Here is a 1651-nt window from a genome sequence, read left to right on the forward strand (position 1 = left end):
CAGCTGGTTCCCGAATCGGGAGAAGTCCCGGGCCTGGTTGGGGCCCGACGGGCTGTTCCTGCTGTGGCCGCAGGCGGCCCACGATGTTCAGGCACTGCTGGAAGCCGATCAGTTGGCCGGCATCCCCAAGGCGCCTGAGACGATGCTCGATCTGCTGCTCGAGGCCGGAGTCTTCGTACGGCAGCCGGACGGTGCCTCGACCTGGTTCGTCCTGCCGCCGGAGTTGAAGACCGCTGCGGAGGCGGTGAAGCTGGCATCGCCGGCGATCCTGCTGCACGGCGTCGCGCCGCCGGCGGAGCCCCTGGCCATCTCATTGGTCTGCCCACCTGGCGCCACGCGGACCACCCAGAAGACGCCAGCGACTGCACCGGCGCCGGCTCCCGCACCGCCGCCCGGCACCCAGTTCTCATTGCTCGATGCCACCGACGTGGCCACTTCACCGGCCGTTCGCACATCACCGCCGCCGGTTTCACAGACCCCGGCACCGCCCCCTGCTGTCGTCGCCAACCTGGCAGTCCCGTTGCCGCCCCCTCCACCCTCCCCGCCGCAGGCCGCGGCGCCCACCTTCAAGCTGAACGCGCCCATGCGCCTGAACCCGGCCGTGCGCGATGCCCTCGCGGCCATCGTCAGCACCCTCAATGGGCCGGGCAGCGCAGCGGCCGCGGCACCCATCGCGGCCGGCATGTTCGTGCCGCTGGCTGAACTGGAACGGCGTGGCGTGCAGCCAGCGCTGGCGGGTCGGGCGCTGGCCGATGTCGGCCTGCTGGTGCATTCCAGGCGGGATGGCCCGGCCACCGTCACGGCCGACTTCCGCGGCGAGCCGACCGTTGGGCTGGTCGTCGCCCCAGCCTGCATCGAAGGTTTCGACCCTGCCGCCTTCGAGCCGGCTGCGCAAGTGGAGCCCTGACATGCTGATGCGCCGCTACGAGATGCCCTGGCGGCGCCCCTACGAGGTGTACGCCGCCGCCGTCTGGGCATCCGCCCTGCTGTTCTTCGCCGTGACCGGCGGGCTGGGCCTGCTCCCGCGACAGCTCGCACTCCCGATCGCCGCGTTCTGCCTGGCGATGGGCGTCCTTCGGCTGGCGCAGGGCGTTCACACCCTGGTGCTGCGCGCCTCGCTGTCCGGCCGCGGCATCCAGGTGCTGAGCACACGGGCCGTCGCACGCTGGACCGAGAAGCCTGACGCGGTGTTCCTGGGCTTCGGCTTCGAGTGGCGGCCCGTCCACTCGCAGCGTCTCTACGAACTGGCCAAGGTCGACTACCGCGAGTTCACCGTGTCGCCCCGCCTGCTGCAGGTGCTGGGCTACGACGCACGCCCGCAACCCGATGCAGAGATCGGCCTGCCCTACATCCATGGCGTCGAGCCACGCGAGGTGGCCCTGCACCGGCCGCTGCAGAACTTCGAAGGCGGTACCTTGCTGGTGGGCACCACCCAGTCCGGCAAGGGCGTGGCGCTGGCCAACCTGGTGACGCAGGCCGTGCGTCGCGGCGACGTGGTCATCGTCATCGACCCCAAGAACAGCCGCCGCCTGAAGCGGGTCACCCAGCGCGCCTGCGAGGACTGGCGCGACCCCGACACCTTCCTCGAGTTCCACCCGGCCTTTCCTGAAGCCGGCGTGCGCCTGGACTTCACCTTCAACTGGCAGAAGCC

At 70.8% G+C, this 1651-nt stretch carries 2 protein-coding genes; both read left to right on the forward strand.

What is annotated here, in order from left to right:
* On the forward strand, window positions 1-907 hold a 907-nt coding region (locus Q7W29_11835), incomplete at its 5' end, for a TraI domain-containing protein (protein ID MDO9172510.1).
* A gap of 1 nt (window position 908) precedes the next feature.
* A partial coding sequence (locus Q7W29_11840) for a conjugal transfer protein TraD (GenBank protein MDO9172511.1) occupies window positions 909-1651 on the forward strand: 743 nt, incomplete at its 3' end.

The organism is bacterium, assembly GCA_030654305.1.
In the GTDB taxonomy this organism is placed as follows: domain Bacteria; phylum Krumholzibacteriota; class Krumholzibacteriia; order LZORAL124-64-63; family LZORAL124-64-63; genus PNOJ01.